Source organism: Marinobacter sp. M1C (genome assembly GCF_023314135.1).
GTDB lineage: Bacteria > Pseudomonadota > Gammaproteobacteria > Pseudomonadales > Oleiphilaceae > Marinobacter.
On the sequence record NZ_CP092289.1, the window covers coordinates 4237922 to 4264710 of the forward strand.

General features: G+C 56.7%; 27 protein-coding genes. 17 read left to right on the plus strand and 10 right to left on the minus strand.

Features of this window, described 5'->3' with window-relative positions:
• Nucleotides 1-134: 134 nt before the first annotated feature.
• Genes MIH19_RS19975 through MIH19_RS19990 form a run of 4 tightly spaced genes read left to right on the plus strand, consistent with a single transcriptional unit; the run spans nucleotide 135 to nucleotide 5544 of the window.
• Nucleotides 135-1262 (plus strand): efflux RND transporter periplasmic adaptor subunit, encoded by a 1128-nt coding sequence (locus tag MIH19_RS19975; protein ID WP_249006527.1) that lies wholly within the window; start codon nucleotides 135-137, stop codon nucleotides 1260-1262.
• Nucleotides 1262-4363 (plus strand): efflux RND transporter permease subunit, encoded by a 3102-nt coding sequence (locus MIH19_RS19980; protein WP_249006528.1) that lies wholly within the window; start codon nucleotides 1262-1264, stop codon nucleotides 4361-4363. The genes MIH19_RS19975 and MIH19_RS19980 overlap by 1 nt, the downstream gene beginning before the upstream one ends.
• 6 nt (nucleotides 4364-4369) lie before the next feature.
• Entirely contained in the window at nucleotides 4370-4681 is a 312-nt protein-coding gene (locus MIH19_RS19985; RefSeq protein WP_249006529.1) for a DUF3301 domain-containing protein, read from the plus strand.
• 26 nt (nucleotides 4682-4707) lie between these two features.
• Nucleotides 4708-5544, plus strand: a complete 837-nt coding sequence (locus MIH19_RS19990) for an inositol monophosphatase family protein (protein ID WP_249006530.1) — start codon at nucleotides 4708-4710, stop codon at nucleotides 5542-5544.
• Between the two features lie 3 nt (nucleotides 5545-5547).
• Here the strand turns inward: MIH19_RS19990 and thiS are convergent, their stop codons facing one another.
• The 7 genes from thiS to MIH19_RS20025 are packed head-to-tail and all read right to left on the minus strand — an operon-like array spanning nucleotide 5548 to nucleotide 12657.
• Entirely contained in the window at nucleotides 5548-5748 is a 201-nt protein-coding gene (gene thiS / locus MIH19_RS19995; protein ID WP_249006531.1) for a sulfur carrier protein ThiS, read from the minus strand.
• Nucleotides 5749-5758: 10 nt separating this feature from the next.
• Nucleotides 5759-6223, minus strand: coding sequence for a DUF423 domain-containing protein (locus tag MIH19_RS20000; protein ID WP_249006532.1), 465 nt, complete (start codon nucleotides 6221-6223; stop codon nucleotides 5759-5761).
• Entirely contained in the window at nucleotides 6213-7013 is an 801-nt protein-coding gene (locus tag MIH19_RS20005) for a symmetrical bis(5'-nucleosyl)-tetraphosphatase (RefSeq protein ID WP_249006533.1), read from the minus strand. Before MIH19_RS20005 ends, MIH19_RS20000 begins: the two co-directional genes overlap by 11 nt.
• On the minus strand, nucleotides 7010-7843 hold the full coding sequence (gene rsmA / locus MIH19_RS20010) for a 16S rRNA (adenine(1518)-N(6)/adenine(1519)-N(6))-dimethyltransferase RsmA (RefSeq protein ID WP_249006534.1): 834 nt from the start codon (nucleotides 7841-7843) through the stop codon (nucleotides 7010-7012). Before rsmA ends, MIH19_RS20005 begins: the two co-directional genes overlap by 4 nt.
• On the minus strand, nucleotides 7840-8853 hold the full coding sequence (pdxA, locus tag MIH19_RS20015; protein ID WP_249006535.1) for a 4-hydroxythreonine-4-phosphate dehydrogenase PdxA: 1014 nt from the start codon (nucleotides 8851-8853) through the stop codon (nucleotides 7840-7842). Before pdxA ends, rsmA begins: the two co-directional genes overlap by 4 nt.
• Nucleotides 8850-10202: a peptidylprolyl isomerase gene (locus MIH19_RS20020; protein WP_249006536.1), complete on the minus strand. Its 1353-nt coding sequence runs from the start codon at nucleotides 10200-10202 to the stop codon at nucleotides 8850-8852. The genes pdxA and MIH19_RS20020 overlap by 4 nt, the downstream gene beginning before the upstream one ends.
• A 52-nt stretch (nucleotides 10203-10254) precedes the next feature.
• A complete protein-coding gene (locus tag MIH19_RS20025) occupies nucleotides 10255-12657 on the minus strand; it encodes an LPS-assembly protein LptD (RefSeq protein WP_249006537.1) in 2403 nt (800 codons plus the stop codon).
• A gap of 220 nt (nucleotides 12658-12877) precedes the next feature.
• On the opposite strand from MIH19_RS20025, the gene MIH19_RS20030 reads away from it, so the two are divergent.
• From MIH19_RS20030 to MIH19_RS20040, 3 genes are read left to right on the plus strand one after another with little or no spacing between them, the layout of a single operon-like run.
• A complete protein-coding gene (locus MIH19_RS20030; RefSeq protein ID WP_249006538.1) occupies nucleotides 12878-13954 on the plus strand; it encodes a phosphotransferase in 1077 nt (358 codons plus the stop codon).
• A complete protein-coding gene (murU, locus tag MIH19_RS20035; RefSeq protein ID WP_249006539.1) occupies nucleotides 13951-14649 on the plus strand; it encodes an N-acetylmuramate alpha-1-phosphate uridylyltransferase MurU in 699 nt (232 codons plus the stop codon). Before MIH19_RS20030 ends, murU begins: the two co-directional genes overlap by 4 nt.
• Nucleotides 14643-15392, plus strand: coding sequence for a molecular chaperone DjlA (locus tag MIH19_RS20040; RefSeq protein ID WP_249006540.1), 750 nt, complete (start codon nucleotides 14643-14645; stop codon nucleotides 15390-15392). Before murU ends, MIH19_RS20040 begins: the two co-directional genes overlap by 7 nt.
• 50 nt (nucleotides 15393-15442) lie before the next feature.
• Here the strand turns inward: MIH19_RS20040 and MIH19_RS20045 are convergent, their stop codons facing one another.
• Nucleotides 15443-16501: a DUF3530 family protein gene (locus MIH19_RS20045; protein WP_249006541.1), complete on the minus strand. Its 1059-nt coding sequence runs from the start codon at nucleotides 16499-16501 to the stop codon at nucleotides 15443-15445.
• Between the two features lie 148 nt (nucleotides 16502-16649).
• Between MIH19_RS20045 and rpe the strand changes: the two genes are divergently transcribed.
• From rpe to MIH19_RS20080, 7 genes are all read left to right on the plus strand, one after another.
• Nucleotides 16650-17336, plus strand: a complete 687-nt coding sequence (gene rpe / locus MIH19_RS20050; protein WP_249006542.1) for a ribulose-phosphate 3-epimerase — start codon at nucleotides 16650-16652, stop codon at nucleotides 17334-17336.
• A 12-nt stretch (nucleotides 17337-17348) separates the two neighbouring features.
• On the plus strand, nucleotides 17349-18038 hold the full coding sequence (locus MIH19_RS20055) for a phosphoglycolate phosphatase (protein ID WP_249006543.1): 690 nt from the start codon (nucleotides 17349-17351) through the stop codon (nucleotides 18036-18038).
• Between the two features lie 242 nt (nucleotides 18039-18280).
• Nucleotides 18281-19768: an anthranilate synthase component I gene (gene trpE / locus MIH19_RS20060; protein ID WP_249006544.1), complete on the plus strand. Its 1488-nt coding sequence runs from the start codon at nucleotides 18281-18283 to the stop codon at nucleotides 19766-19768.
• 15 nt (nucleotides 19769-19783) lie between these two features.
• Nucleotides 19784-20374, plus strand: a complete 591-nt coding sequence (locus MIH19_RS20065) for an aminodeoxychorismate/anthranilate synthase component II (protein ID WP_249006545.1) — start codon at nucleotides 19784-19786, stop codon at nucleotides 20372-20374.
• 4 nt (nucleotides 20375-20378) lie between these two features.
• The gene (trpD, locus tag MIH19_RS20070) at nucleotides 20379-21407 is read left to right on the plus strand and encodes an anthranilate phosphoribosyltransferase (protein WP_249006546.1); all 1029 of its coding nucleotides are present in this window, start codon (nucleotides 20379-20381) and stop codon (nucleotides 21405-21407) included.
• Between the two features lie 43 nt (nucleotides 21408-21450).
• On the plus strand, nucleotides 21451-22260 hold the full coding sequence (trpC, locus tag MIH19_RS20075) for an indole-3-glycerol phosphate synthase TrpC (protein ID WP_249006547.1): 810 nt from the start codon (nucleotides 21451-21453) through the stop codon (nucleotides 22258-22260).
• Between the two features lie 147 nt (nucleotides 22261-22407).
• The gene (locus MIH19_RS20080) at nucleotides 22408-23130 is read left to right on the plus strand and encodes a GGDEF domain-containing protein (protein ID WP_249006548.1); all 723 of its coding nucleotides are present in this window, start codon (nucleotides 22408-22410) and stop codon (nucleotides 23128-23130) included.
• A 5-nt stretch (nucleotides 23131-23135) separates the two neighbouring features.
• Here the strand turns inward: MIH19_RS20080 and MIH19_RS20085 are convergent, their stop codons facing one another.
• Together MIH19_RS20085 and MIH19_RS22500 are read right to left on the minus strand one after the other, a co-directional pair.
• On the minus strand, nucleotides 23136-23756 hold the full coding sequence (locus MIH19_RS20085; RefSeq protein WP_249006549.1) for a glutathione S-transferase family protein: 621 nt from the start codon (nucleotides 23754-23756) through the stop codon (nucleotides 23136-23138).
• Between the two features lie 216 nt (nucleotides 23757-23972).
• Nucleotides 23973-24104 carry a hypothetical protein gene (locus tag MIH19_RS22500; protein ID WP_283164071.1) on the minus strand — a complete coding sequence of 44 codons (132 nt, stop codon included), beginning with the start codon at nucleotides 24102-24104 and terminating at the stop codon, nucleotides 23973-23975.
• 126 nt (nucleotides 24105-24230) lie between these two features.
• Between MIH19_RS22500 and modA the strand changes: the two genes are divergently transcribed.
• Genes modA through modC form a run of 3 tightly spaced genes read left to right on the plus strand, consistent with a single transcriptional unit; the run spans nucleotide 24231 to nucleotide 26779 of the window.
• Nucleotides 24231-24998 carry a molybdate ABC transporter substrate-binding protein gene (gene modA, locus MIH19_RS20090; protein ID WP_249006550.1) on the plus strand — a complete coding sequence of 256 codons (768 nt, stop codon included), beginning with the start codon at nucleotides 24231-24233 and terminating at the stop codon, nucleotides 24996-24998.
• 21 nt (nucleotides 24999-25019) lie between these two features.
• Nucleotides 25020-25700, plus strand: coding sequence for a molybdate ABC transporter permease subunit (gene modB / locus MIH19_RS20095; RefSeq protein ID WP_249006551.1), 681 nt, complete (start codon nucleotides 25020-25022; stop codon nucleotides 25698-25700).
• Nucleotides 25697-26779 carry a molybdenum ABC transporter ATP-binding protein gene (modC, locus tag MIH19_RS20100; protein WP_249006552.1) on the plus strand — a complete coding sequence of 361 codons (1083 nt, stop codon included), beginning with the start codon at nucleotides 25697-25699 and terminating at the stop codon, nucleotides 26777-26779. The genes modB and modC overlap by 4 nt, the downstream gene beginning before the upstream one ends.
• The last annotated feature ends 10 nt before the right edge of the window (nucleotides 26780-26789 follow it).

Sequence of the window (26789 nt, forward strand, 5' to 3'; positions counted from 1 at the left end):
ACTATCTATAAAAGCAGATGAACGTTTCAGTGACTTTTATAGGATGCTATGCTTCTTTGCTTAACCTAATTTCCCCGCCGCTGCCATGCCTGTGCGAATACGGGGCGTAATCTGAATTATCAAGGTCTGTCATCATGCGCACTGCTTTTCGCTTCATTATTGTTATCGTTCTTCTCGGCGTCGTTCTTGGCGGTATTTTTGGATACAAATTCTGGCAATTTGGCCAGATGCAGGAACAAATGTCACAACCGCAGCCGCCGGCGGAAATCTCGGTGGTGCAATCGCAGACTGAGCAGTGGACACCTGCCGTGAAAGCCGTCGGCAGCATTGTGGCGGTGAATGGCATTGATGTAGCCAACGAAGTGCCCGGAGTTATCCAACAGATCAACTTTGAATCTGGTGACCTTGTCAACAAGGGCGACGTGCTGATTCGCCTGGACGCCGCCATTGATGAAGCGGCTCTTCGCACCCGCAGCGCCGAGGCCCAACTTACCCGTCAGGAATTCAAACGCATAGCTGACCTGCTGCCGAAACGCGCTGTATCACAGTCGCAGTATGATCAAGCCAAGGCCAACTACGATGCCGCCAACGCGCGGGTTAACGAGGCCGAAGCCCAGCTCAGTCAAAAAGTGATTCGTGCGCCTTTTGACGGCACCGTGGGTATCCGCCTGGTGGATCAGGGCCAATACATTGCCACTGGTACACCGATTGTTGAAATCAACATGCTTGATCCTATTTACGTTGATTACACCCTGTCGGAAAAGAATTTGCCTGACGTAGCTGTAGATTATTCTGTCATGACTACGGTCGCTGCGGTGCCAAACACCGAATTCACCGGCACGGTCAGCGCCATCAATACGTCGGTGAACGCTGACACCCGCACCGTGCGTATTCGCGCTACCCTTGCCAACCGCAACCAACTATTGCGCCCGGGCATGTTTGCCACAGTGAGTACGCGTCAACCTGATGACATAACCGTAGTGACCGTGCCACGCACCGCGATTTCCTACAATACTTATGGCGATTTCGCCTTTGTCGTAGAAGACAATGACCAAGGCCAAAAAGTGGTCACACGTCGCAGTGTTCGCTCCGGCGATGCGCGTGACGATAGGGTTGCGGTTCTCGAAGGCCTCAAAGCGGGCGAAACGGTTGTCTCCAAAGGCCTGTTACGACTGCGCTCGGGCCAAGCCGTGAAGATTCAGGATGACAGCAGCAAAGCTGCAAGCAACATCAGTCAAGGTTCACAGGAGGCGTCTGAATAATGCGTTTCACCGACATATTCATTCAGCGCCCGGTGCTGGCAACCGTCGTAAGCCTGCTAATTTTGCTGCTGGGTGTTCGCGCGGCCATGGATCTGGAAATACGCCAGTACCCGCAACTGGAAAGCACCACGGTTACCATTTCCACCGCTTATCCGGGCGCCAGCTCAGATCTGATTAAAGGCTTTATTACCACGCCACTGCAACAGGCCATCGCTGAATCCAGCGGTATCGACTATCTGACTTCAACCAGCGCCCAGGGCTCTTCAACCATTGAAGCCCACATGGAGCTGAACTACGACGCCAACGCGGCCCTTGCTGAAATTCAGTCGAAAGTGGCAAGCCAACGGAACGTGCTGCCAACCGAGGCCCAAGACCCGGTCATCAGTTCCAGCACCGGCGATTCCACTGCATTGATGTATATCGCGTTTTACAGCGAAGGCGAGTTAAGCGTACCGCAAATTACCGACTATCTAACCCGGGTTGTGCAGCCCCAGTTACAAGCGATTAGCGGCGTAGGTAAGGCTCAGTTGCTCGGGCGTACATTTGCTGTGCGGGTATGGCTTGACCCGGAACGCCTCGCTGCTGTGGACATGACGCCGGTAGAAGTTGTTGACCAGTTGCGCGCGAATAACTACCAGGCCGCAGTCGGTACCACCAAAGGTACGTTTACTGAGATCGCGCTGACCAGTAACACCGACATTGCCGACCCTGAAGATTTCAAACAGCTCGTGGTAAAACAGAAAAACGGCACCCAGATCCGCTTGCAGGACATTGCACGGGTTGAACTGGGCGCACAATCTTACGACCAGCTAGTCATGTACAAAGGCATCCCGGCCACCTTCACCGCCATTGAGCTAGCTCCGGGCGCCAACCCGCTAACCGTGGCCAAGCTGGTAAAAGATGAACTGCCAGGTATTCGCAGCCAAATGCCCTCAGGCCTTGAGATTCGGGTGGCCTATGATGGCTCACAGTTTATTGAGGACTCCATCAGCGAAGTGATTAAAACCCTGGCCGAGGCACTGGTGATTGTCTTGATCGTCGTGTTTTTATGCCTGGGCTCTGTGCGCGCATCTATAGTTCCCTCTATTGCGGTTCCACTATCGTTGGTGGGCGGTGCGTTTGTGATGCTGCTGTTCGGCTTCTCGTTGAACCTGCTGACGCTTCTTTCAATGGTACTGGCGATCGGCCTGGTGGTGGATGACGCCATCATCATGGTGGAAAACATTCATCGGCACATTGAGAACGGCGAATCACGATACGATGCCGCCATCCATGGCGCCCGTGAAATGGCCGTGCCCATTATTGCCATGACAACAACCCTGGTTGCGGTGTATGCGCCCATCGGGTTTATGGGGGGCCTTGTGGGTTCACTGTTCACCGAGTTCGCCTTTACTCTGGCGGGCACCGTGGTAATTTCCGGGATTGTAGCCTTGACCCTGTCGCCCATGCTGTCAGGCAAAGTTCTTAAACCCCACGGCGATCCCGGCAAGTTCGAACGCATCGTAGAGCGCACCTTTCAGGGCATCGCCAATGGCTATTCCATAGCCCTTGTGTCGCTGATGAAAACCAAGTCGGTGGTGGTGTTTTTTGCCTTGGCAATATTGTGCTCAATCTACTTCATGGTCACCATGAGCCAAAATGAACTGGCGCCGACCGAAGATCAGGGCATTCTGTTCTACCAGGGTCTGGGCCCGCAAACGTCCACCCTTGATTATCTGCTTGAAAATGGCAAAGAAGTTCAGGAGCGGTTATCGACAGTCGACGGCTACTACGAAGACTTCATGGTTCTTGGCTTCACTGCGCCAAACGCGGTGTTTGGCGGACTAAAAATGAAGCCCTCGACAGAGCGCGACATAACCCAGTTTGAGATGCAGCCTAAAATGACCGCCGAACTGAGCAAAGTGACCGGTTTGCAAACGGCAGTATTCGCCCGTCCGTCCCTACCCGGTTCTGGCGGCGGCCTGCCATTTCAGTTTGTAGTGACCACCGGTGGCAGTTACGAGCAATTGAGCAGCGTTGCCGACGAACTGGTAGGCGCGGCTATGCAAAGTGGCAACTTCATGTTCCTGCGCAAGTCCATCAGCTTTGACAAGCCGGTTACCCGCATCGATGTGGATCGTGATCGGGCGTCAGACCTGGGCCTGTCAATGAAAGACATAGGCCAGCAGTTGAGCAGTATGCTCGGCGGCGGTTACGTTAACCGCTTCAGTATGGAAGGCCGCTCTTATCAGGTTATTCCCCAGGTGGATCAAAACTTCCGCACAGACGAACAAGCTCTGAAAGATTACTACATTCGTGCCGACAGCGGCGCACTGGTGCCCCTGTCCAGCGTGGTGTCTTTCAGCCGCGATGTAGAACCGTCGAACCGTACCCAGTTCAACCAACAAAATTCGCTGACTCTTGAAGGCGTGGTTTCGCCCGGTGTGGCCTCTGGCACCGCTATGGATTTCATGGAAAAGACGTCGGCGGACATTCTCCCCCAGAGCTTTGGTTTTGACTACAAGGGCGAAACCCGTCAGCAAGCGAAACAAGGAAGCGCTTTGATGGTGACCTTCTTCCTGTCGCTATTGGTGATTTACCTGGTGCTGGCGGCGCAGTTTGAAAGCTGGCGCGATCCGCTGATCATTCTGATATCCGTGCCCATGTCGGTAGCCGGAGCCATGGCGTTTATTGTGTTGGGCTTTGCTACCATGAACATCTACACTCAGGTAGGTCTGATTACCCTGATAGGCGTGGTGTCCAAGAACGGAATATTAATTGTGGAATTCGCCAACCAGCTGCAGAAAAGCAAAGGGTTGAACAAACTGGATGCAGTGGTGGAAGCCGCGTCTATTCGTTTGCGGCCTATTATCATGACGTCACTGGCGCTGATTTTCGCGATGGTACCGCTGCTGCTGGCATCCGGACCGGGCGCTCAAAGTCGCTTCGCGATCGGCCTCACTATTACGGCCGGGCTGGGCATTGGTACTCTGCTCACTGTGTTTGTACTGCCGGCGTTTTACGTGCTGCTGGCGCGGGACCACAACGCCGCCAGCAAAGACAAGCATGAGGATGACAATGGAGAAAATCACGATCACCCCAACCACTCTCCAGCCAGCTAATTCGCATTGACGCTGCTCAATCTGTTTTGGCTGTTTGTTCTTGGCTTCGCCACCTGGTACTGGTGGCGGGCCACGGCTATCAAAGATGGAGTGCTGATTGCGGCCAAGCGCTACTGCAAAACCATGGATGTAATGCTGCTGGATGAGGCTGTGTATCTGCGCGGCGTATGGGTAAAACGCGACAGCGGCGGACAGTTGCGGGTATGGCGACGTTTCATGTTTGACTTCACCAGCACCGGCGAAGAACGTTATAGCGGCCGCATTATTATGCTGGGGCGGCAAATTATTCACACTGAGCTGGACACCCACCGGCTCTGAACACCGCTTTACGGCCAGGAGGCACCATGTCTGATTCTTTTTCCCTGCACGAGATCACTGACTTTGCCCAAGCCCTGGCCCTTGACGCCGGAGAGCTGATTCGTCACGAGCGCGATCACAACACCCTGCGTACCGATTACAAACAGCAAACTGAGCTTGTGACTCACGCCGATATAATGGCGGACGAGTTCATTACCGATGCCATCCGCAGGCGTTTTCCGGAACATCGCATTCTGTCGGAAGAAACCATGCCCGACCTGGCTCAGGCCGAGCACATCGATACGCCGCTGTGGGTGATTGACCCAATCGATGGCACCGTAAACTACGCCTACGGCCACCCACAAGTAGCCGTTTCCATCGCCTACGCCGAGCGCGGCCAAGTGCAGGCAGGCGTTGTGCACGCACCCTTCGCCGGCCAGAACGGCAAAGGGGAAACCTTCCGCGCGACCCGCGGTGAAGGGGCAACCCTAAACGGCCAGGCGATCAGCCACAGCAATGCCAGCGAGCTGCGCCAGGCATTGTTTGCCACCGGTTTCCCTTACACAAAAGACGCGCTGGAGCCGCTACTAAAGCGGTTGGATGCAATGATTCACCAATGCCGTGATTTACGCCGAATTGGCTCTGCGGCTCTGGATATATGCTGGGTAGCCTGCGGCCGGTTGGATGTGTACTACGAAAATGTCAGCCCCTGGGATTTTGCCGCCGCAAGGCTGATAGCAATAGAAGCTGGTGCCCACGCCGGACACTTCGGCGAGGTGCCCGAAAATCAACCCGCGGACTTATGGGGCAAAGATATACTGATCAGCGCACCCAAGCTTTGGCAGCCTGTGCGAGAGATTTTGCGCAAAGCGTCTGGCTATTAGCGGTCAGCCGCCACCGATGGCGCGTACCACTTCTACCTGATCGCCCTCAGCCAAGGCCGTGTCTGCGTGCTGGCTGCGGGGCACTATATCTTCGTTCAGTTCAATGGCCAGGCGCTTACCCACCAGCCCCAGATGTTCGATTAAGGCACCAATGGTGGTGCCGGCTGGGAACGCCATTGGCTCGCCGTTCACTGTCAACTTCATAGATCGTACCTTATTCAACCCGCTTTGAATCCGTTTTAAATGTCAGTGCCGCCACCACAAGCAGCAGCCAGCCGAGCATGAAACACACCCCGCCAATCGGCGTAATAAGGCCAATACCCTTGGCTTGAACCAGCACCAGCGCATACAGGCTGCCGCTGAACAAGACCACACCGGCAAGCATAAAAGCCGCCGCCACCGTCAGCAGCTTGCGCGATAAGCCAAAGCCGGCCAGTACGGCTACCAAAACCAGTCCCAGGGCGTGGTACATCTGGTAAGTCGCCGCCATTTCAAATACTTCCAAGCCGCGAGCATCAACCACATTGCGCAGGCCGTGGGCGCCAAAGGCACCCGCCATCACTGCAGTCAGTGCCAGCAGGGCACCGGTTACCAAAGCCCATATCATCAACGCTGGACGAGCTATAACCTGCCCGTCGGCGTAGCCAGCCAGCCCCGATTCAGCATGCTTAGCAGTCACAGCAGGTGATCTCCTCGCTATCCAGGTTCATCATGGTCAATGCTCCACCCCAGACACAGCCGGTATCCAGGCCGATAAAGCGTTTGTGTCCGGTGTGACCCTCCAGCGCGGCCCAATGGCCAAATACCACCCGGGTGTTGTCGTCGCGGGCATAATCAAACCAGGGCGCAAAGCCCTCGGGTGCGGTGTCCACCGATTCTTTGGCCGTCAATTCCAAAGCGCCATCGGCGGAGATAAAGCGCATGCGGGTGAAGTAATTGGTGATCACCCGCCAGCGGTCCATGCCGCTCAGGCCAGGTTGCCAGCCTGCCGGCTGATTGCCATACATGCCGGCAAAATATTCGGCGGCTTGCGGGCCACGGATCACCTGTTCCACTTCGCGCGCGCGAATGCAGGCCTGCTCCACCGTCCAGATATGAGGCAATCCAGCGTGGGCCATAAACAGATCGCGCTTGGGATCATACATGCACAGTTTCTGCTGGCGCAGCCAGTTCAGCAGCTGATCGCGATCAGGCGCTGCAAGAATGCTGTCGAGAGTGTCTTTACGCTTTGTCTTGTGATCCGCCATAGCAACGGCTAGCAGGTGCAAGTCGTGATTGCCTAAAACCACCTCGGCGCTGGTGCCCAGGTTGGCAATATAGCGCAGTGTTTTCAGGGACTGCGGACCACGGTTGATTAAATCTCCCGCTACCCACAGGCGGTCCCGCGACGGCGAGAATCCAACCTTGTCTAAAACCTGCTGCAAAGCGTCGTAACACCCTTGAATGTCGCCAACGGCATACTCACTCATAGACGATCACTCACGGGCGCCTCGATGTCAGCACCGGGTGCACGTGTCACCAGATAGTCAGCAATGGCGACATAATCCGCCAAGCCTAGATTTTCCGGGCGCAGGCCATCATTGATCCCTAACTGCTGGAGCTCGGCGGCGGTAACAAAACCGCCCAGGGCCTTACGCAGGGTTTTACGGCGGGCGTTGAACGCGCTGCGCACCACCGCCTGCAGCGTGCCCAGGTCTTTAGCCGGGTGCGGTAAGGTAGCATAGGGCACCAGCCGGACAATGAACGAATCCACTTTTGGCGCAGGGCGGAAGGCATCCGGCCCAACCTCAAACAGCGGCTGCACTTTGCAGAAATACTGGGTCATGATGCCAAGACGGCCATAATTGTTGTCGCCCGGAATCGCCGCCATACGCTGCACCACTTCCTTTTGCAGCATGAAGTGCATGTCCTTAACCACGCCGCTCTGGGCCAGCAAGTGAAAAATCAGCGGCGTTGAAATGTTATAGGGCAGGTTGCCAATAATCCGCAGCGGCTGCTCGCCCGCCAGTTCTTTAAAGTCGAACTTCAGCGCGTCGGCTTGGTGAATTCGAAACTCTGGATAGTTAAAGAACTTGGTGCGCAATATGGGTATCAAATCGCGATCCAGCTCCACCACCTGCAGGCGCGGGTTCACCGCCAGAATTTCTTCGGTGATGGCGCCCAAGCCGGGGCCAATTTCTACAATAGACTGGTCGGGCTTGGGGGCAATAGAGCGGACAATACGCTCGATAACGCCGGGGTCGTGCAGGAAGTTCTGGCCAAAGCGCTTGCGGGCCTGATGGCCGGGTTGTCTACTCACGGTATTTCTCTCTTCATCTGATTGGCGCGCAAACCACGGGCCATTTGTTCACCCACGCGAATGGCTGTTAGCAGGCTGCCGCCGTCGGCTTTGCCGGTACCGGCCAAATCCAGCGCAGTGCCATGGTCCACCGAGGTGCGCACAATGGGCAGGCCGAGGGTAATATTTACCGCGCGGCCAAAACCCTGAAATTTCAGCACTGGCAGGCCTTGATCGTGAAACATCGCCAGCGCGACGTCTGCGTTATCAAGCCAGTGCGGCGTAAATAGGGTGTCTGCTGGCAGCGGGCCAGTCAGAGCTATGCCCTCAGCGCGCAACTGATCCAGTGTGGGTTCAATCACTTCGATTTCTTCGCGCCCCAAATACCCGCCTTCGCCGGCGTGGGGGTTCAGACCGGCCACCAGAATGCGCGGCCGGGCAATATTGAAAAACGTTTTCAGATCGGCGTTCAGAATCCGCACCACTTGGCTCAAGCGCTCGGGCGTTATCGCTGCAGACACGTCTTTAAGGGGTAAGTGGGTGGTCACCAGTGCCACCCGCAATTCTTCAGTGGCCAACATCATCACAACCCGTTCAACACCACACAATTCCTGCAGAAACTCGGTGTGGCCACTAAAAGCGATGCCGGCGTCGTTAATCACGCCTTTATGCACCGGCGCGGTCACCATGCCGTCAAAACTGCCGTTCAGGCAGCCTTCGGCAGCGCAGGTCAGGGTATCCAGCACGTACTGGCTGTTGCCGGTGTCTAGCTGGCCAGCTTGGTTACTATTACAGCCGTTAACGTGCATGACCGACAGCTCGCCGGCGGCCTTAGTGGCTACCACGCCGGGCTGCCAGGCTAGCAGCCGAACGCTTAACCCGAGCAAGTGGGCACGGGCTTCCAGCAATAGCTGGCTGGCTACCACAACAATGCCTACCTGCCGCTCTTGGCCTGCCAGCTGCAAGCACAATTCAGGCCCAATGCCGGCAGGTTCACCAGCGGTCACGGCGAGGGTAATTCCCTCACTCATGATGCACTGGCATCTATGTTTGCGGAGGCCTCAGTGTCACTATTTTCGGCATAGCCCGGCTTGAACTCGACAAAAGCCTCATCACGAATTTCCCGCAGCCAGTTCTGCAGTTCATTTTCGAACTTGCGTTGATATAGGGTCTGGCGAGTTTCAGATTCGCGGAATTCGTCGCTCATGTCTTTCTGCCGACGCTCTTGCACTTGCAACAGATGCCAACCGAACTGCGAACGCACCGGGCCTTCAATCTGCCCCACGGTGGCATTTTGCATAGCCTGTTCAAATTCTGGCACCATCTGCCCGGGGTTTACCCAACCCAGATTACCACCGTCAGAACCCGACACTGTGTCGTCTGACTCGGCCTTAGCCAGTTCGGCAAAATCGGCGCCGTTTTGCAATTTTTCAAAAAGATCGCGGACCTTATCCTCGGCTTCGGCCTCGGTGATCGCGTCAGACGGCTGCACCAGAATATGCCTTACCCGGTTTTGCTGAACCAATTTCTGCCGTTCGCCACCGCGCTGCTCCATCACCATCACCAAGTGAAAACCGCTGCTATTCTGCAATACTTCGGACGGCTGGCCCACCACCAGGTCTGGCACCACTGGAGCGACCAGAGACGGCAACTGGCTTTCAACGCGCCAGCCCATGTCGCCGCCCTCAAGGGCGTTGCTGGCATCCGATTCTGCTACCGCAACCGCGCGAAAATCCCGACCTTCCACAATCTGCTGGCGCAGTGTCTCGGCTTTGCTACGAGCAGCTTCTACCGACGTATCGCTGCCGGGATCCTCGGTTTCAATAAAGATGTAAGACAGGCGATACTCGGCGGTATTGCCACCGCCGGCTTGTTGCGCCTGCTGATAGTTTTCCACTTCGCGGTCTGTTACCCGAATGCGGCTGCCCACCTGACGCTGCTGAACCCGGCTGGTAAGAAGTTCATTGCGGATCTGCTCGCGGGCGTCACGGTAACTGACGCCTTCGCTAACCAACTGCTGCTCGAACTGCTCAAGGCTCATGCCATTGCGACCGGCGATACTGATCATGGTTTCGTTGAGTTCGTTATCGCTGATGCGCATGCCCATTTTGCCCGCCATCTGCAGCTGTACCGATTCGGTAATCAGCTGATCCAGCACCCGCTCCTGCAGTAAACTGCGCGGCGGCAAGGTCGTTTCCTGAGCTTGCAGCCGGGTAACAATGGTGTTGATGCGAGCGTCCAGCTCGGTGGCCAGAATCACGTCGTCATCGACAATCGCAACTACTTGGTCCAGCAGCTGGCGCTCGGCCTGAGCCGCCAGCGGCAACAATGCCAACACCAGCATCAGGGATGTTACACAGTGGCGAAAGGTCGCCTTCATAGTCACCTCATTGTTAAACAGTGGCATAGCGTTTAAAAGCTCCAAAATTGTGTTACGGCGCGCCAAAGCGACGGCGTTCGCGCTCATCAAAACCATAAATGGCGTCGGCAACGCTGGTAGAGGCGCCGCCGGTGCCCCCCAGGCCTTTAAGCTGAATCTGGAACAGTATACGGCTGTCCAGTTCTTGGTCGTCGGTATAGTAATTCTGGTGTACCACCTGCAGGCTCCAGCAACAATTATTGTATTCCACTCCCGCCAGCGACCCCACGGTACGGTCCAGATCAGTGTCGTGCACCCAGCGCCCGATCAGGCTCAGGCGGTTGCTGACCGGGAACACCACGCCCACATCGGCTTGTTCCAGCTGGGTCGCCGCGGTATTGCCTTTGCTGTAAGTATGGCCCACGCTGGCCAGATAGCGGTAATCGGGAGAATGGAAGGTTAACTGACTGCGGCCTTCCTCGGTTTGGTTAGCGTCTGGATCCCACAGCAGGGAACTGCGAATTTCCAGAGTATCCAGCGGGTTCAGCACTACTTCCGCCGCCATCGGCGACCGGCTACGGTCTTCCGCACCCACGCCAAACAAACTGACGTCACGACTTTCAAAATACTGGATCTGACCCACACTGAAACGGGCACGTTCGGCACCGGTTAGCAGATCGTTAAAACGGCTGGTCAATGCCACCGTTAACTGATTGGTATCGCCTACCCGGTCGCCACCGGTAAAGCGGTTACGTTGAAAAAGCTGGTCAAAGCGGAAGGACTTCAAGTCCGTGTCAAAATCAGGAATGCGATTCTGGTCAGCGTCAGCGTCAGCCCAGGCGTAATACAACCGCGGCTCCAGAGTCTGGTTAAACGGTACGGTGAACAGGCTGCTTCGACGATCAAAATACAAGCCGTTGTCCCACTCCGCCACAGGCACCGTGCGGTCAAGGTTACCGCTGCCCAGGGTGTAATCTTCTAGCTGGTAGCGAGTATAGTCCACGCTAACAGAGGGCCGGCTATAGCCCCAGAATGCCCGCATGGGCAGAGCCACCTCGGGTACCAGGCGTAGGCGTTGGCCGTTCGCACGATCCAGACCGGTCAGGTTGTCATTGTCCCGCTGAAAATACGTATATTGGCTATCAACGCCCAGTTCAAGGGTACCAGTATCGGCTACGGCGGAATACAAAACTTCCGGTAACTGGGCGTAAGGCCGGTTCACGTCAGCGATGCGTTTCGCCACCGTCTGGTAATCGTTCAGATACGCATCGAAGTACTGACTGGCATCCTGATAGCGAACACCGCCGCGGCGCTGAAGGTGAGTAGCCTGGCTGATATCAAGGCTGCGGTTCAGGTCACTCAAGTAATCGTCATCGCTGACCGCTGCAAAATCGCCGTATCCCGTCCAGCCTCGGCCCAAGGCCGCTTCGGTGGTGGCACCCAGCGCCCAGCGCTGGCCATTTTCGCCCGGATTTTCGTCGCGGAAAAAAGTATCGTTATCAATATAACCCAGCTGAAGTACTGTTTCGCCGTAGTTACTCAAATAGCGGCCTTCCACTTCGGTAAACAGACCGCGGCCGCCAATGAACTGGGGGGTAATGGTGGCATCGTAGTTGGGCGCCAGATTCAGGTAATAAGGCAGCGCCACAAAACCACCGCCGCCGGCGTTGGAGGTACCAAATCCCGGGTACAAAAAACCACTCTTGCGACGGTCATCAATGGGAAAACTAACCCAGGGCCAATAAAACACCGGCACGTCTAATACTTCCAGTCGCAAATGTTTAGCGGTGCCAAAACCTTTCGCCTGATCCAAACGGATCTCTTGCGCTACAAGGGCCCAGTCGTTCTGCTGCGGGCCGCAGGTGGTTAACAGCCCTTGGCTGATAAGCACTTCGTTATCGCCGACTCGGGACAGGCTCTCTGCCTGGCCACGCATCTCCGGCCCGTGCAGCAAAAAAGTTGCGGTGTTGATGTCTAAGCGACCGCTTTCGACGTTGTAATTGGCGGAATCACCGGTCAGCAAAAAACCTTGGCCGCGGCTCGTCAAAGGACCGGTGATGGCCACCCGGCCCTCTGCCTGGCGGTATCGGGCCTCGGCGCCAGACACCTGAAAACTTCCCTGACGCAGCCGCACGTCGCCCTGCAAGTACAATTCATTGTCGATTTCATAGCGCGCCGTCAAGCCGCTGGCTTGCAGTGGCTGCCCGGCACCGCTTCGCTGCGACATCATCGCATCGTTGCCTTCAACAGCGCTCCCGCCCGATAAATAACCACCCGCGCAAAAAGACGGCAGGCGCGCCTGGGCGTCGACAGGCAGTTGCTCGCGCAGTCGCCAGTCGATTTCAGCCGCCGATGGCGCGGGTTGTGCTGCCGCAGCCAAACTGCCGCAACCCAAGAGTCCGCCGCTCAGCAGACAGACCAACGAGCGCGGCAAGCGGCCAAGCGAATGCTTCCGTGGGTGATTACGCAATAACACGGTGGCCGTTATCCTGTGGTCAGTGGATGAGAGATTCAACAGTTTACACGGCGCCCCCCGGCTTGTTAACGGAAACCCCCGCCGGGCGAGCTTAACTTTCTTTCAGTTGCCGTTGCAGCAGGCTTTACTCCAACCGCGGATCTTCGTAGTTTAGTGCTCCAGAAGCCCGCACCCAAGCTGCGGGTACCGGTTTTGCATCCTTTAAGGAAACCCGCGCGCCATGGATCACCGCCTGCAACTGCTGACCCGCTGGGTCAATCAATTCCCCGGCTTTGCAAACACCGCCGTGGCGCCTGTAGCCGGCGATGCCAGTTTCCGGCGTTATTTTCGGGTATGGCGCAGCGCTGACTGGCAAGAGGCGCGGGGGGTGGAAAGAGCATCAGGAGCGCAAGCCGGTCAGGCGTTTATCGTGATGGACGCACCACCCGAGCACGAAGACTGTCAGCCTTTTGTTATCTTAGCTCAACATTGGCGCAGTCACGGCGTTAAGGTGCCCGCCATTGTGCAGCAAGATCTGGACCGGGGCCTTCTTCTTATGGAAGATTTTGGTGATCGCCTGCTGCTGGGGCAACTCAACACGGTTAACGCCGACCAACTTTACGGCAACGCACTGGCGGAATTGGCGCGCATTCAGCAACTACCCGATAACCCTGACTATCCGCTGGCGGCTTATAGCAACGATTTACTGGATAGGGAAATGGCACTGTTCCGCGACTGGCTGCTACAGCGACAGCTAGGGTTAGAGCTGAACAACAGCGATCTTGCCATGCTAAACAACACATTTACCCTGTTACGGGAAAGTGCCAGTGCTCAGCCAAAGGTGCCAGTGCACCGTGACTACCACTCCCGCAATCTGCTGGTAACGGACGGCGACGAGCGCCCCGGCGTCATCGATTTTCAGGATGCGGTCATGGGGCCTGTCACCTATGATCTGGTGTCGCTGCTGAAGGACTGCTACGTGCAGTGGCCTCACGAGCGTGTTCAGAACTGGCTGGAAAGCTATCGCCAGAGCAGCCTGAACGCCAGCCTGCACAGCGCTGATGCGGTCACCTTCCGCCAATGGTTCGAACTGATGGGCATGCAACGCCACCTGAAAGCCGCGGGCATTTTTGCCCGCTTGGCACTGCGCGATGGCAAGCAGGATTACCTCAATGACATTCCCCGCACCCTTGGATACTTGTGCAGTGCGAGCGCCCGCCAACCGGCTTTACGCCCGTTCCATGACTGGCTGTTGAGCACTGTGGTACCGGCAGTGGAAGCCACCTTGGGCCCGGTGCACGGCGCACACCAACCATGAAGGCTATGATTCTGGCCGCGGGCAAAGGCGAGCGCATGCGTCCGCTGACCCTGCACACACCAAAACCGCTGCTGCAAGCCGGCGGGCAACCGCTGATTCATTACCACCTGCAGCGCCTTGCACACAGCGGCTTTAACGACATTATTATCAACCTGGCCTGGCTTGGCGAGCAGATTGCGAAGGCGCTGGGCAAGGGCGACGCCTTTGGCGTGAAACTGAGTTATTCCCGCGAAGGCGAACCGCTGGAAACCGCCGGCGGCATTGTACGCGCGCTGACCATGCTGACCGACGCCGGCGATGACTGGTTCGTGGTGATTAACGGCGACATCTGGTGCGATTTTGATTTACGCGAGTTGAAACCGCCCTGCGATGCCGACGCGTTGCTGGTACTCACCGACAACCCCCCACACAACCCGCAAGGGGACTTTGCGCTAAAGCCCGATGGCCGTATCAGCTGTGATGAAACCCTGCCCAGGCTGACGTTTACCGGCGTCAGCCTGCTTAACCGCCGGCTGTTTGCAGGATTAACAGACCAGTCCGGCAAGCTCGGGCCATTGTTACAGCAAGCCGCCGGGGCAAATCGGGTAAAAGGCGTCTATCATGACGGTCAATGGCTGGATGTAGGCACACCGGAACGCCTTAGCTGGCTTGACCGGCAGCTGCGCACGCCCAATTCCCGAGATTCCCGATGGTAAAAAGACGCCCGGCATCACGGCGGCTCGATAACGCCCTGCGCTATCTCCTTCCGCGACTGACACACTGCCAGAATCAGGCTGAAGAACTGCTTGAACAACAGCGGCTGCCGTTTTTCAGTCAGCGCTATCTGTTCTTTTTCCTCGGCCATATTGCCAAGGCAGAAGGCACAGTTGGTAAGGCTGATATTCACTACGCCGAAGCGCTGATGGTCGCACTAAGCCTGAATCGGCGCCAGCGTAAACGCGCCGTTCGCTGGTTCACCCAAGGCAAAACCACCGGTCAACTTGGGCCGCTGAAGGCTTGGTGGCTAAAAATGGTGACGCCCCTATTGGCAAGGCGAGCCGTCATGTTGGCCATTTGCCTGTGCCACAGCGCACAACTGCATGGCCGACCATCACAGGCGCGACGTTACCGCTGTGAAGACGCCGTAGTGCAAAGTGGCTTGCCGGTAGGCGTAAGCGATGACATATTCGACCATTACGCCGCCCAGGTGTGGCCGCAAGCGGCGACCCTACCGCCGGCACCAAAAAGCTACCAGGACGCCTGCGAGATTCTGGGCATTACCCGCCACGATTCTTTACAGGAGGCCAAGCGTATTTGGCGCCGCAAAGTGTCTTCAATACATCCGGACAAACTCGCCCAGCAACAACTGACCCGCGCCGAACTGGCGGTCGCAAAAGAACGCCTGCTACGCTATCAGCAAGCCTGGGAGTTCATTAAACAACGCCATAAGCCATTGTAATGGTGATGACGTAGCTCGTTCGGCCGCTGCGTTTGGTGTCGGGCAGCCGGCTAATCCATAGCCGGCTCGCTGTCCGCCTTTATCCAAGCCGCCAGGCGGCTGGCCAAAGCGTCACCTTGCCGCGCTTGCACAGGCTCTTGCACCGTTACTCGTTGGCGCTGGTACTGCGCAACCTCAACCTGATTCATAACGGTCGTGCGCTGCATCGCGCTCTGCGACCGGTCACCCCGCGCAGCCTGCACATCTAATACACGTAAACGGGGGGTTTCGATAAAACGTTCGGCCAACACTTTAAAGTCACGCGGATAAAACCTGGGCAACAGCCAAACTAGACCCGCACTGTCGGCCAGTTTGGGCAACGCAGTGACAAAATTGGCGCCCCGGCCAACGCCCACAATCACCACTTTCGGGTAACCTTCGCGTTTCAGATAGCCAATGGCCGCCTGTAACTGCGCAGCCACTTCCTGGCGATACTGCACCTCCGCCTCAGACCATTCGGTACCCGCCATTACGTCAATCAGCATAGGGTCTGGATCTGGGTTTGAGGACGCCCCGGCAACCTGGGCCGCCACCGGCTGTGGCGCCTGGCCTTCATCCGCGGCTGGCTCAGCGGGCGATGCTTCAGGTAGCGGGAGTTCGCGCTCCATCACCCGTTTCAATCCACCCGTCGGCGCACGCAGGCCTAGCGTCAGAGCCGCCAACCCCCGCTCAGCCAAGCTTCCGGCAAAGGCGGTCACAAATCCTTCGCCGGCATTCTGGCCTTCGTCTGCCAACACCACAACGCCAATAGTTGCTGCTTTTGCCAGCGGCGTGAAAATCAGCGCCAGCACAGAATTCGGCGTGTCGTCGGCGCTATCGACCTCTAACCACACCGCAGACTGCGGCCACTGCTGCAACAGTGCCATGGCGCCCTGACCGGTTACCACGCTGGCCCGTTGTGGCCGGGCGTCAGCTGGCTGCGCCGCTTTATCATCAGGGTTTGTATTTGGTTCCGCTGCCTCATCGGCAACGGCGGCATCACCACTGGTCTGAACCGCATCGGCAGGCTCGTCTTGCGCTTGAACCAACGGCGTGGCCAACATGACCAATAACCCAATAAATAACAACAAACGATTATCCACCACTTACATTGCCACCCATTGCGCTCTCACGCTGCGAAAAACCCTTGTGAGCTGATAGACTAGCAGTCGCAGTCGCGCGCAGCACCAACCATACCGAAATGCCGGAACCGTTCCGGCCGACAGCCAGAGGCGAACCATGAATCCGTACCTGATCGCACCCTCCATCCTTTCTGCCGATTTTGCCCGCCTGGGCGAGGAAGTCGATAACGTATTGGCCGCCGGTGCCGATGTGGTGCATTTTGATGTTATGGACAACCATTATGTACCCAACCTGACCATCGGCCCTATGGTCTGCGAGGCACTGCGTAAACACGGCGTTACCGCGCCCATTGACGTACACCTGATGGTGTCTCCGGTGGATGACCTGATTCGCAAGTTCATGGATGCCGGCGCCAGCTATATTACCTTCCACCCGGAAGCGTCCCAACACGTTGACCGTTCTTTACAACTGATCCGCGATGGCGGCTGCAAAGCCGGGCTGGTGTTTAATCCTGCAACGTCGCTCCAGTACATGGACTATGTGATGGACAAGCTCGACATGGTTCTGCTGATGTCGGTAAACCCCGGTTTTGGCGGCCAGAAGTTCATCCCCGGCACCCTGGATAAACTGCGCGAAGCGCGCAAGCGTATAGACGCCAGCGATTACAATATCCGCCTTGAAATAGATGGTGGAGTAAAAACCGACAATATCCGCGAAATTGCCGAAGCGGGTGCCGATACCTTTGTTGCCGGTTCAGCCATTTTCAATACCGATGATTACAAGGCCACCATTGACGCCATGCGCGCCGAACTTGAACACGCCAGTAAAACTCTGGGCTTTTGAACGGAACCTGCCATGATTCTGAAAGGCCTTTTTAACACACGCTGGCCAGCCGCCGCCCTGTTTGATCTGGATGGCACCCTGGTTGATAGCGCGCTGGACTTGTCCGCTGCCGTTGACCAAACCCTGGAACGGCTGGGCCGCCCCCCTGCCGGCATTGATCAGGTGCGCCAGTGGGTAGGCCACGGAGCCGCGATATTGATTCGGCGCGCTTTGGCGGGTAAAGCCGATTGGCAACCACCCAACGCTGCAGACGAAGCCGTATTTGAAGACGCTATGGCGCTGTTCTTCCAGCACTATGAAAACGCCAACGGCCAGCACGCAAAGGTGTATCCAGGCGTTATAGAGTGCCTGAACCGGCTGCAGCAAATGGGCTGCCCGATGGCAATCGTCACCAACAAGCCTGAGCAGTTTGTGGCGCCCTTGTTGAAACAGTTAAAACTTGACGGTTATTTCAAGCTCATCGTCGGGGGCGACACTCTGGCCAACAAAAAGCCCGACCCGGAACCCCTGCTGCACGCCATGGAAAAACTAAACGGCCGGCCAGCCACTACGGTAATGGTCGGTGACTCAGCGGCCGATGTGCAGGCCGCCAAAGCCGCGGGCATTCCGTGCGTGGCCGTTACTTACGGCTACAACTTTGGCAACCCCGTGCAGGCATTGGGAGCCAATGCCGTGGTTGATTCCCTGAGCGAGCTTTTGTAACCTCTTAGGTTATCGATTATCTGTAAACCACATTGGGAGATTCCTGCCGTGCAGGGACTGAGTCTGATTGCAGCGCGAGGTATTCCGAGCACCCGCGCAACACGTTGGTGGCGATGGCGCAACGGCTGAACACTCAGCCCGGCGGATAGAGGGTGGCCGCCCGCTTGAAACCACCACCCGGCCGGCACGGCACAACGCCCTGCGCCAGCCCGAACGCAGATCAGTATTCAGGAAGCCCGATCATGACCCCCGAACATTTCCGCGAGCTGGCACAAGCCGGCTACAACCGCATCCCCGTGTACCGTGAAGTACTGGCGGATATGGATACCCCGTTAAGCACCTACCTAAAACTGGCTAGTGGGCCCTATTCCTACCTGTTCGAATCCGTTCAGGGTGGAGAAAAATGGGGCCGTTATTCCATTATTGGCCTGCCCAGCCAGGAAGTGCTGAAAGTTTTCGATCACCGTATCGAAATCCGTCGCCATGGCGAGCTGGTAGAAAGCAGCGAGGTTGAAGACCCGCTGGCTTTTATCGCCAGCTATCAGGAACGTTTCCACGCTCCTGATCTTGCTGAACTGCCGCGTTTCAACGGTGGCTTGGTGGGCTACTTCGGCTACGACACCGTTCGCTACATTGAGAAGCGCCTGGCTAGCAGCTGCCCGCCAGACCGCATTGGAACCCCCGACATCCTGCTAATGGTGTCCAACGAACTGGTGGTGTTCGATAACCTGCGCGGCAAACTGCATCTGATTGTGCACGTAAGCCCGGCAGACGACGGCGCCTTTGAACAGGCCCAGATGCGCCTGGATAAACTGGAACAGCAGCTGCGCCAAAGCACCGCGCAAGCGCCGAAAACCCCGGATCACCTGCGCGGCAAAACCGTGGATGAAAGCGAATTTGTGTCCGGCTTCAGTCAGGAAAAATTCGAAGCAGCGGTGGGCATAATCAAGGACTACGTTCTGGATGGCGACGTAATGCAAACCGTCATCTCCCAGCGCATGTCGATTCCATTTGAAGCACCGCCACTGAACCTGTATCGCTCACTCAGGGTATTGAACCCCTCTCCGTACATGTACTTTCTGGATCTGGACGATTTCCACATTGTGGGTTCATCACCGGAAATTCTAGCGCGAATGGAAGACCGCGAAGTGACCGTGCGGCCCATCGCTGGCACCCGCAAACGCGGCGCCACCGAAGCTGAAGACCGCGCCCTGGAAGCCGAACTGCTGGCTGACCCAAAAGAAATTGCCGAACACCTGATGCTGATTGACCTGGGCCGCAACGACGCGGGCCGGGTATCGGAAACCGGCACCGTACGACTGACCGAGAAAATGGCTGTTGAGCGCTACTCCCACGTGATGCACATCGTCTCGAACGTCACCGGCCAAGTAAAAGACGGCATCAGCTGCCTGGATGTATTAAAAGCAACCCTGCCCGCCGGCACCTTAAGCGGCGCACCAAAAACCCGCGCCATGGAAATCATCGACGAGTTGGAACCGGTCAAACGCGGCGTGTATGGCGGCGCCGTGGGCTATTTGTCGTTCAACGGCAACATGGACACCGCCATCGCCATCCGCACCGCGGTGATCAAAGACAACACCCTGCACATACAGGCCGGCGCCGGCATAGTCGCGGATTCAGTACCACGCCTGGAATGGAAAGAAACCATGAACAAAGGCCGCGCCATTTTCCGCGCCGTCGCCATGACCTACAACGACTTTGACCACTAAGGCGAGGGACAGATTATGCTTTTGATGATCGACAACTATGATTCTTTCACCTACAACGTGGTGCAGTACCTGGCCGAGCTGGGTGCCGACGTGCAGGTACATCGCAACGACGAAATCACCGTGGAGCAGATTGAAGCCCTGAACCCGGAACGGCTGGTGATTTCCCCCGGCCCCTGTACCCCAAGCGACGCCGGCATTTCTATGGACGTTATCCGCCATTTCGCCGGCAAAATTCCGATACTGGGCATTTGTCTGGGACACCAGGCTATCGGCCAGGTGTTCGGCGGCCAGGTGATTCGGGCTGGCCGAGTGATGCACGGCAAAGTGTCCCCGGTTTACCATCACAGCAAAGGCGTATTCCGCGGCCTGAACAACCCGCTGCAGGCTACCCGCTACCACAGTTTGGTGATTGAACAGGCCACCTTGCCGGAATGCCTGGAAGTGACCGCCTGGACCCGCAACAGCGACGGCAGCGTGGAAGAAATTATGGGTGTGCGCCACAAAACCCTGGCCATCGAAGGCGTGCAGTTTCACCCTGAGTCCATCATGAGCGAACAGGGCCACGAACTGCTGCGCAACTTTCTGCGAATCGAACATAAAGGCTGAAGTAATGGACATGAAAGACGCACTGAACCGGGTCGCTGAAAATCTCGACATGTCCCGTGACGAAATGAAACAGGTGATGCGCATCGTCATGAACGGCGAAGCCACCAACGCCCAGATTGGTGCTCTGCTGATGGGCCTGCGCATGAAGAGCGAAACCGTGGATGAAATTACCGGCGCGGTAGAAGTCATGCGCGAACTGGTGGCTGGTGTAAACGTCAACGCCGAACCGTTGGTCGACATCGTTGGCACCGGCGGCGACGGCGCCAACCTGTTCAACGTCTCTTCCGCGGCCGCCTTTGTTGTGGCTGCGGCCGGCGGCTTCGTCGCCAAACACGGCAACCGCGCGGTGTCCTCAAAAAGTGGCAGCGCCGATCTGATCGAACAGGCCGGTATTAATTTGAGCCTGACGCCAGAACAGGTCGCCCGCTGCGTGGAGCAGGTCGGGGTTGGCTTTATGTTCGCTCCGGCCCACCACGGCGCCATGAAACACGCCGTCGGCCCGCGCAAGGAACTGGGCTGCCGTACCCTGTTTAACATCCTCGGCCCGATGACCAACCCCGCCGGTGTAAAACGCCAGTTGGTGGGTGTTTTCAGCAAAACTCTGTGCCGCCCTATGGCCGAGGTACTGCAAAAACTTGGCTCTGAACACATCATGGTGGTGGCCTCGAAAGACGGCCTGGACGAAATTAGCCTGGCCAGCACCACACACGTGGCCGAGCTGAAAAACGGCGAAATTATCGAATATGAAATAACTCCGGAAGACCTGGGCATAAAAAGCCAAACCCTGTCTGGTTTGACCGTCAACACCGCCGAAGAATCTCTGGCCCTGATCAAAGCCGCCTTTGGCCGCGATCGCAACGAAAGCGCTGAAAAAGCCCGCGACATGATCGCCCTGAACGCCGGCGCCGCTATTTATATCGCCGGGCTAGCACCCACAGCCAAAGAAGGCGTACAACTGGCCCTGGACGCCATAGGCTCCGGTCGGGCCAACGGTAAACTGACCGAACTGGCGACGTTTTCCCAATGCTTTTGAGCAAAATGAATAGTAGATCAGCACAAACACGGAACCCAAAAAAATGAACGCACAGAACGACAAAACGCCCACCATCCTGCGCAAAATCGTCGACAGGAAATGGCAGGAAATCGAACAGCGTCAGCGCACCGCCAGCCTGGCTGACCTAAAAGCACGAGCCGGCGACCAACCCGGCACCCGCGGCTTTGCAAAGGCTTTGCGCCAGCGCATAGAAGCCTCAAAACCTGCGGTTATCGCCGAAATTAAAAAAGCGTCGCCCAGCAAAGGCATACTGCGTGACCCATTTGAGCCGGCGCAGATCGCCGAAAGCTACGAAAAAGGCGGCGCCACCTGCCTGTCCGTACTCACCGACCACGACTTCTTCCAAGGCCACGAAGATTACATGGTGGCCGCTCGTAACGCCTGCAGCCTGCCCGTTATCCGCAAAGATTTTATGGTATCGCCCTACCAGGTATATGAATCCCGCAGCATCGGCGCCGATTGCATACTGCTGATTGCCGCCTGCCTAACCAAAGGCCAGATGCAGGAACTTGAAGGCATCGCCCACGAAATAGGCCTCGACGTATTGGTAGAAGTTCACAACAGCGAAGAAATGGAAGACGCCCTTACCCTCAGCACCCCGCTGGTGGGCATTAACAATCGCGACCTGCACAGCTTTGAGGTATCGCTGGAAACCACCTTTGACCTGCATCGGCGCATTGGCCCCGAGCGACTCACCATCACCGAAAGCGGGATTATGACCCGCGCCGACGTAGAAACCATGACCGGCCGCGGCATTTATGGCTTTCTAATCGGCGAGTCCTTCATGCGCGCACCTGACCCGGGAGCCAAGCTGCAGGAACTGTTTGCATAGACCTTTTCGCAATGGTCGCTAACGCGGTATATTCAACGGACGCAGTTCAGCCAAAAATGGATATTTGAGGCTGTAACCGGCAGGTATTTAGTTAACTATCGTAAATATATACATGCCCGTGAACACTGTTCGCAAGGATGACCTGTCGTGATCTTCCGCCGCACGCCCATACCCCCGCAGTGGCAGTCCGCTTATGACGGATTCCTGCGCCAGGTTGAAAAACAGCTCATACCGTTTCTGTTTGATCCGCTGGTGATGATTTTTGTGGGCATGGTGGTCAGCGGGTCTCTCAGCCAACTGCGGCGCTCCGAATTTCTAACCCGGCAGCAGCTCAAAAGCCTGGCGTCGACCGATCAGCTAACCGGACTGCTCAACCGCCACGCCATTCACATGTCACTTGAGCAACTGGTCGCTCGTTATGCCCGCCACGGGCATTCGTTCAGCCTGATATTGGGTGACCTGGACAAGTTCAAGCGGGTTAACGACAGCTACGGCCATAATGTGGGCGACGGCGTGCTGATCGAAACCGCAAGCCGCCTGCAAGATCATGTCCGTGCCGGTGACATCGTGTGCCGCTGGGGAGGGGAAGAGCTGCTTGTGGTTTTGCCAGACACCGAACTGGACAGTGCCCTGGCGGTCGCAGAAAAGCTGCGCTGCGCTCTAGGGGGAGTGCCTATGGCAGTAGGCGGGCACAGCATCGAGCAGACCATTAGTTTCGGAGTCGCTTGCTATAGCAACGGCGAGCAGATCGACACCACCATCATGCGCGCCGACAGCGCCCTCTACCTGGCCAAGCAGGGCGGTCGCAACCGCGTGGTGAGTGTCGAACCCGGAGCTGACGTCCCGAGCTCAATACCAGCCGTTTCGTAGCGAATTTAAACTTTCGCCGAAGGCCTTGCCTTAATGCGGTCAAACCAGGCCTGCAGGTTCGAGTGCTCTGGCGCGATACGGATATTCACCACCCGCGCAAAAGCAACGGTAGCAAACGCGTTGATATCCGCAGCCGTAAAACGATCGCAGCAGATGTAGTCTTTGCCTGCCAAATGGTCATCCAGAAAAGCCATGAACGACACCACCGCCTTGCCACAGTCCTCGCCCCATTCCTTAATCGGATTCATGCGATCACTGAAATACCCGCTGGTGTGCTGGAAGCACATACCCGTGGGCATAAAAAAATAAAAATCTATCCAACGCAACCACTGTTCAATCCGTGTTTTTTCCAACGCCGTGTCACCCAATAATGTAGGCGAATCAGGGTAGCTTTCCTCGAAATAACGACAAATCGCCATGGTTTCGGCCACCGCAGTGCCATCGTCCAATTCCATCACCGGCACTTTTTTGAACGGGTTGCGGGCGGCAAATTCAGGCGTCAGGTTTTCGCCTTTTTGCAGATCAATTTGTACAAATTCAGCCACATCCAACAGGCCCTTTTCTGCCATAAACATGCGCACACGCCGTGGGTTGGGTGCGGTTTTTGTTTCGAAGATTTTTATCATTGCGAATACCTCTATACTGTGAATATCACCACTATGGCCTGGATGACGACTGAAAAGCCCGAATAGTGTCGCCCGAAGGGGTGCTCAGCAGCAACTCCCCGTGATCACCAAAGCGGACCTGATTTACATTCTACCCCCTACCCGATTTTCCTCCATGAACACGATGCTGATATACGAGCTGTCGATAATGCCTTTACCCGCTAAATCTTCCACAATTCATTCGCCGCCTTGCAGCAAGCTTTCCGTTGTAACGCTCTCTTGAGTGGCATCCGGCGTGATGGCGCAAGCGCTGAGAAAAAGCGCCGAACTGACCGCGCTAGCAACGACTAAAATTCTATTAAAATTCATTCCATTACCCTGTCTTTTACTGAGCTTGATGGCATCATGTTAACGCGCCAGTCGTACTCGTACCGGTTTCTTGCCAAACCGTCATACGCAGCCTGTCTAATCCACTAGAATACAGAGACTCACTGCATGTTCACTTACAGCCGTCCGATTTTAGGCCCCCTTGCCGCTGCGCTGCTGATCTTTGCTGGCAACCTGGCCGGCGCCGAACCGTTACGCATTGCGGTCGCCGCTAACTTTACTGACACCACCCGCTACCTTATTGCCTTGTTTGAAGAAACCACCGGTCACTCAGTTGCCGCCAGTTATGGTTCCACCGGTAAGCTCTACGCCCAGATAGAAAACGGCGCGCCCTTTGACGTGTTTCAGGCCGCAGACAGTGAGCGCCCGCAGATGCTGGAAAACACCGGCGGCGCGGTTGCCGGTAGCCGCTTTACCTACGCCCGCGGCAGATTAGCGTTGTGGAGCCCGGAACCTGATGTGTTCAGCGACCCCCAAAACTGGCTGGCCAGCGCTGACTTCAAACGCCTGGCCATCGCCAATCCGAAAACCGCGCCTTATGGCCTTGCCGCGCAGCAGGTGTTGGAAAACATGAGCCTGTGGGACGCCCTGCAACCGCGCCTGGTGCGCGGTGACTCCATCGCACAGGCCTTTCAATTTGTGGCCACCAGCAACGCCCAGGCAGGCTTCGTGGCGCTGTCTCAGGTGAACGCCTGGCAAAACAGTAATGGCACTCTGTGGGTGGTGCCGCAGCAGATGTACGCGCCCATCAACCAACAAACGGTGCTACTGAACCACGGCAAAGACAAGCCTGTTGCGCGCCAATGGCTGGAATTTTTACGCAGCCCGCAAGCGCTAAAAATTATAAAAGACTACGGTTACGACATTCCCGACTGACGCGAACATAGGCCCGTAACGATGATGGCAACTTACTGGGAGCCCGTGTGGCTGACCCTGAAACTGGCGACCATGACTACCTTGATACTGACGGTGGTGGGTACGCCAATTGCCTGGTGGCTGGCCCGTAGCCAACACTGGCTACGCCAGCCGATCGCTGCGGTAGTGGCCTTACCTTTGGTGCTGCCGCCTACGGTTCTGGGGTTCTATTTATTGCTGCTGATGGGGCCTAAAGGCGTTGTAGGGCAACTTACCGAACAGCTGGGCCTTGGGCTACTGCCATTCACTTTTGAGGGTTTGGTGGTAGCGTCGGTGATTTACTCACTGCCGTTTACCGTGCAACCCCTGCAAAACGCCTTTATCGGCATCAACAACCAGCTTCTGGAAGTAGCCGCTACGTTACGAGCCTCGCCCATGGACCGATTCTTTACCGTGGTGATGCCACTGGCCCGCCCGGGATTTTTGACCGCCGCCGTGCTCACCTTTGCCCACACTATTGGCGAATTTGGCGTGATACTGATGATTGGCGGCAATATCCCGGGGGAAACCAAAGTGTTGTCAGTGGCCATCTACGACCACGTTGAAGCCATTGAATACACCCAGGCCCACTGGCTCGCCGGCGGTATGGTGGTGTTCTCGTTTGTGGTGTTAGTGGCGCTGTATTCACTGAATGGCCGCGTGCACTCGGGAATGATGAAATGAGCACAAGTAAAAATATTCTGGTGCGCTTTCACTGCCGCATTGGTGACTTTACCCTGAATGTGAATCTGAATTTACCGGGTAGCGGATTAACCGCGCTGTTCGGACACTCCGGCTGCGGCAAAACTACCTTGTTACGCTGCATCGCCGGGCTGCAGCCTGCCAACGGTGAACTGGTGGTGAACGGTGACACCTGGCACAACGCCCATGAAAGTCGCGCCGTGCATCAGCGCCCGCTGGCTTACGTGTTTCAGGAGACCTCATTGTTTCCGCATTTGTCGGTAGAGCGCAACCTGAACTACGGTTACCGCCGGGTGCCCGTTAGCCAGCGCCGGATTCAGTTTGACCAAGCGGTAGAATGGCTGGGGCTGGCGCACCTGCTGAGGCGTATGCCGCAAAAGTTATCGGGCGGCGAACGCCAACGCGTGGCTATCGCCCGCGCCCTGCTGACCAGCCCCCAGTTGCTGCTGATGGACGAGCCATTGTCGGCACTGGACCAAGCCAGCAAGCGGGAAATCCTGCCCTACCTGGAACGCCTGCGTGACACCCTCGCTATTCCAATTTTGTACGTGTCCCACTCAGTGACTGAGGTCGCCAGGCTGGCAGATCACGTTGTTATGCTGAACCAGGGGCAGGTAACGGCCAGTGGGTCTCTACAACAGACCCTGGCGCGCACCGATCAGCCCTTTGGTTTGGAAGAAGGCGCTGCCATTATTCTGCCGGCCCGCATTACCACTCAAGATACCCAGTGGCATCTTAGCCTTGCGGTATTTGACGGCGGCCAACTGTGGCTTCCCAGCGAGCCGCGCATTTCGGTAGGCAGCGATGTGCGGGTTCAGGTACTGGCAAGGGATGTCAGCCTGGCGCTCAGCGCCAACCATGACCAGAGCATCCAGAATTTGATTCAAGGCCGAATCGATGAAATTGCAGAAGAAATAAGTCCTGGCACGTCGCTGGTGCGGGTGCTCGCCGGCAATACGCCATTTTTGGCGCGTTTGACCACTCGCTCCGTACATGCTCTGGAACTGACCTCGGGCAAGCCCATATGGTTGCAGATAAAAGCAGCGGCTCTGGCTGACTGATCCGCCCGTT